Origin of the sequence: Mesorhizobium sp. M7A.F.Ca.ET.027.03.2.1 (assembly GCF_003999175.1) — a bacterium.
In the GTDB taxonomy this organism is placed as follows: domain Bacteria; phylum Pseudomonadota; class Alphaproteobacteria; order Rhizobiales; family Rhizobiaceae; genus Mesorhizobium.
In genome coordinates this window covers 1-4,627 of sequence record NZ_RZOM01000458.1, presented here as the reverse complement: position 1 = coordinate 4,627, position 4,627 = coordinate 1, and the positions used below count along the sequence as shown (strand labels likewise).

4 protein-coding genes are annotated in these 4,627 nt (G+C 62.8%); all 4 read left to right on the top strand.

Annotated elements, in window-relative coordinates; genetic code table 11:
• A partial coding sequence (locus EN750_RS19650) for an iron-containing alcohol dehydrogenase (RefSeq protein WP_127397391.1) occupies positions 1 to 1,089 on the top strand: 1,089 nt, incomplete at its 5' end.
• A gap of 16 nt (positions 1,090 to 1,105) precedes the next feature.
• A complete protein-coding gene (locus EN750_RS19645) occupies positions 1,106 to 2,587 on the top strand; it encodes an NAD-dependent succinate-semialdehyde dehydrogenase (RefSeq protein ID WP_127397390.1) in 1,482 nt (493 codons plus the stop codon).
• Positions 2,588 to 2,597: 10 nt separating this feature from the next.
• Positions 2,598 to 3,422: an alpha/beta hydrolase gene (locus EN750_RS19640; protein WP_189526327.1), complete on the top strand. Its 825-nt coding sequence runs from the start codon at positions 2,598 to 2,600 to the stop codon at positions 3,420 to 3,422.
• 350 nt (positions 3,423 to 3,772) lie between these two features.
• Positions 3,773 to 4,627: ABC transporter permease (locus EN750_RS19635; protein ID WP_145967778.1), on the top strand; the 855-nt coding region annotated here is incomplete at its 3' end.

The following is a 4,627-nucleotide window of genomic DNA, read 5'->3' as shown; positions in this document are numbered from 1 at the left end:
GTATTCGCCGACATCATCAAGTCCCTTCAGTCAGCCTCGATCGAAGTCCTTGTGCATGACCGCGTTCTGCCCGACGTGCCACGCGACACGGTCGGCATCTGTGTCGAGGAAGCGAAGGGGTTCAGGCCGGACATGGTGATCGGAATCGGCGGCGGCAGCTGTCTCGATTTCGCCAAATGCACCACGCTGCTTCTCAGCCATGGCGGCAAGCTCCAGGACTATTACGGGGAGTTCAAGGTGCCGGGTCCGACACTGCCGCTGATCGCCGTGCCTACCACGGCCGGCACCGGCTCCGAGGTGACGCCGGTCGCGGTGATTTCCGACCCGGACCGGACGCTCAAGGTCGGCATATCGAGCCCTCACCTTATCGCCGCAGTAGCTCTGTGCGATCCCGAACTGACTATGACCTGCCCCCCCGGCCTGACCGCGATCGCCGGCGCTGACGCGCTGACCCATGCGATCGAGGCCTTCACCGCCATGCGGCGCGGTGAAGACCCCAATCTGCCGCAACAGCATGTCTTCATCGGCAAGACTGCGCTGACCGACCATTTCGCGTTGCTCGCGATAAAACTGCTTGGCAGGAGCCTGGAGAAAGCCTGCAGCGACGGCACCGATGCCGACGCGCGCGCCGATGTCATGATGGGCGCTCTGGCGGCGGGCTGCGCGTTCGGCACCGCCGGCACGGCGGCGGCACATGCCGTGCAATATCCGGCAGGCGCCCTCACCCACACCGCCCATGGTTTGGGCGTGGCGACAATGATGCCTTACGTGATGACCTATAACAGCCGCGTCGCCGCTCACGAGATGGCAGAGATCGGCGCGGCACTTGGCTTGGAGACCAAGGCCAGAACCGCCGCCGAGATGGCAGCCGCCACAATCGAGGAGATCAGGCGATTGTTCGCGGCGATCGGTATTACGCCGACACTGGCGGATTTAGGCCTCCCCGCCGATAAGCTTGACTGGACAGCCGAGCAAGCGCTCGGCATCGACCGCCTGATCAAGAACAATCCGCGTGCCTTCGATCTCGGCACGATGCGACGCCTCGTCCAGGCTGCCCATGACGGCGACCTCGCCGCCTGCGTTATGTGAAAAACGGAACAAAGCGATGAACTTGAACGCTCAGCAACTCGACCAGGACGGCTATGACGTGCGCGGTTTTTCGCACGGGCTCTACATTGACGGCACTTGGCGACCGTCCTCCGACGGTCGGCTCATCGATGTCGTCGATCCCTCCTCCGGGGCGGTGATCGCGGCGGTTCCCGATGCGACAGTCGAGGACGCGACCGCCGCCGTCGAAGCCGCGGCCAAGGCGGCCAAAGGATGGCGGGAGACGGCGCCGCGCAAACGCTCGGAAATCCTTCGGCGCTGTTTTGAACTCATGGTCGAACGCTCCGAAACGCTTGCCATGCTGATCTCCCTGGAGAACGGCAAGGCGCTGCGCGACGCGCGCGGCGAAGTGGCGTACGCCGCCGAGTTCTTCCGTTGGAATGCTGAGGAAGCGGTCCGTATCACCGGCGAGTTCGGCACCGCGCCCTCCGGCAGCAATCGCATCGTGGTGGATTATGAGCCGATCGGAATTTGCGTGCTGATCACACCGTGGAATTTTCCGGCCGCTATGGCGACCCGCAAGATCGCGCCGGCGCTGGCGGCAGGCTGCACTGTCGTCCTGAAGCCGGCAAGTGAAACACCGCTGACGGCCTATGCGCTGGCGGCACTCTACAGCGAAGCCGGCGTGCCTGCCGGTGTCGTCAACGTGCTGACCACGACCAGTCCCGGGCCGCTGACTTCGGCCATGCTCGCCGATCCGCGCGTCAGGAAGCTGTCCTTCACGGGGTCGACGGGTGTCGGCCGAACCTTGCTCGGCGAGGCTTCAAAGCATGTCATTTCCTGTTCGATGGAACTCGGCGGCAATGCCCCGTTTGTCGTCTTCGACGATGCCGAACTCGACGCCGCCCTCGACGGCGCGATGATCGCCAAGATGCGCAACGCCGGCGAAGCCTGCACCGCCGCCAATCGCCTCTATGTACAATCGGGAATTTGTGATGCTTTTGCCGACGGGCTCCGCAAGCGCATGGCGGCACTTAAGGTGGGAGCGGGACCGAATGCAGACACAGAATGCGGGCCGATGATCACCAGAAAGGCTGTCGACAAGATCGACCGCCTGGTCAAGGACGCCGTGGGCCGGGGGGCCAAGGTGCTTTGCGGCGGGTCAATTTCGGAGGAAGAAGGATTCTTCTATCCGCCCACAGTGCTGTCCGATGTGCCGCCCGATGCGGAGATGGCGCACGAGGAGATTTTCGGCCCGGTGGCACCCATCACGCGCTTCGACACCGAGGCCGAGGCGATCGCACATGCTAACAACACGGAATATGGCCTGGCCGCTTATATATACACACGCGATGTTGGGCGCGGCATGCGGGTGGCGTCGGGGATCGAGGCCGGCATGATCGGCCTCAACCGGGGACTGATGTCGGATCCGGCCGCACCATTCGGAGGCGTCAAGCAGAGCGGCCTTGGCCGCGAAGGCGGCCAGCATCACGGCATCGCCGAGTTCATGGAGGCTAAATATATTGCCGTCACCTTCTGAACCGGCAGTCATGTCAAAGGATGCTTTTCGCACGCGCGACCATGTGCCCGATTTTGACGATATCGTGGCCGACATAGTGACGCGCAGCGCCGAAACCCGGGCGACCCTGCCGATGTCGGCTGATATCGCCTATGGCGAGGGCGAGGCCGAAAGGTTGGACCTGTTCTTTCCGTCTGGCGCGCGCAGGGATCTTCCCGTGCACATCTTCATCCATGGTGGCTACTGGCGCATGTTCTCCAGAAGCGACTATTCTTATGTAGCGAACACAGTCACCGAAGCTGGGGCGATCGCGGTCATCGTCGACTATGCGCTGATGCCTGAAGTCAGGATGGCGGCAATCGTCGACCAGATCCGGCGTGCCAAACAATGGGTGCTGGACAATATAGCCGCCCATGGCGGCGACCCTGCCCGGCTAAGCGTAAGTGGTCATTCGGCGGGTGCGCACCTGGCCACATTCCTGTTCGAAAAGACGCCAATGCCATCACGCATACATGCGGCGTTGCTGCTGGGCGGCCTTTACGACCTCAAGCCCCTTCAGACGTCCTTCCTCCAGCCGCTAATCGGAATCACCGATGAGGAGGCAGCTGCCTTCACCCCAATGACGCGGTGGCATGCCCCGGAGACGGCAGCGACCATTCTCGTGGGAGATCAGGAAACGTCACCTTTTCACCAGCAGGCCGCCGACTTCGGAAAGCGCTTGCACGCGCAGGGGCACCTTGTCTGCGACCTCCGCCTGAATGACCGAAACCACATGAACAGCGTGCGGGATCTGGGAATCAGCGGCACACAAGCTGGCGATTGCCTGATTGCGATGATCGAGGGAAACGGCCTATAGGACGGAACTTGGGGAAAGTAGAGCCCGCTTGACTGGCTGGCTTGACACTCCCGTCACTCAAGAAAGTACCGTCACGGGATCGCGGCACGCTACCGGCATCGGGCAGAGCTTTGCGGCAGGTGAAATCCGGCAGAGGACACAACCGACGATTCCTCATCCTCTTTCTCCGCACTGACGAACTGCACAGCGCATCAGAAAATCGAAATTGCCCCTGCCGCCCTGAGTCGCGATGGTCTTTACGCAAGCAGCCGGCTTAGGGCTGTGGAGGAACCGTCGTCGCGGCAAAGCTCCTGGGGCAAGGCCGCTTTGGCACGCCGCTGGTTCAAACCGGCAGCGAGGGAGGAACTGACTTGGCTGGTTCGGGCAAATCCGACACCGCGCGCTTGGGCATCAACAAAATGTCCCAGGAACTCGTCGTCGGCGCGATCTCGGCCGTCCTGTTCCTGGTGTTCTCGGCGACGCTCAACAATTTCCTGAGCCAGGGCAACATCCTTGCCATTCTCAAGAATGTCTCGATCCTCGGCACGCTGGCCGTCGGCATGGGGTTCATCGTCGTCGGGCGCGGCATCGACCTGACCATGGTGGCGGTGATGGTGGTCGGCGTCGCCTTCAGCATTTGGATCTCCACCTGGGGCGTCGACTTCACGCTGGCCGTCGTCTTCGGCGCCATCCTGGTCGCGGCCATCGGCCTGTTCACCGGCGTCATGGTGGCGGTGGCCGAAATTCCGCCGATCTTCGCCACCCTTGCCATCGCGTCCTCGGTATACGGCTCTGGCCGCATCGTCTTTGCGTCCGACGTGCTCTATGCCCCCTCCGGTATCGGCTGGCTGAAATTCGTCGGCAACGGAACCGTCCTTGGCATCCCGATGTCGGTGATCATCTTCGCGGTGGTGGCCGCGCTCATGGGCTTCTTCCTGAGGAAGACCCGCTTCGGCCGGCTGGTCTATGCCACTGGCGACAACCCGAACGCGGCCCGCACCTCCGGGCTACCGACGCGCCCGATCATCGTGACGCAATATGTCATCAGCGCCCTCATTGCCTATACCGCCGGCATCATCATGCTGGGACTGGTCACCGGCATCGACACGCGCCTCTACAATTCCAGCCTGATCTACGACGTGCTGCTGGTGGTCGTGCTGGGCGGCATCGGCCTCTCCGGTGGCCAGGGCGGCGTACGCAACGTCATCGTCGGCACCATCCTGGTC

Excerpts from the sequence above, each read along its gene's own strand:
- EN750_RS19640 (WP_189526327.1), top strand. The coding sequence starts at position 2,598 with ATGTCAAAGGATGCTTTTCGCACGCGCGACCATGTGCCCGATTTTGAC.
- EN750_RS19645 (WP_127397390.1), top strand. The coding sequence starts at position 1,106 with ATGAACTTGAACGCTCAGCAACTCGACCAGGACGGCTATGACGTGCGC.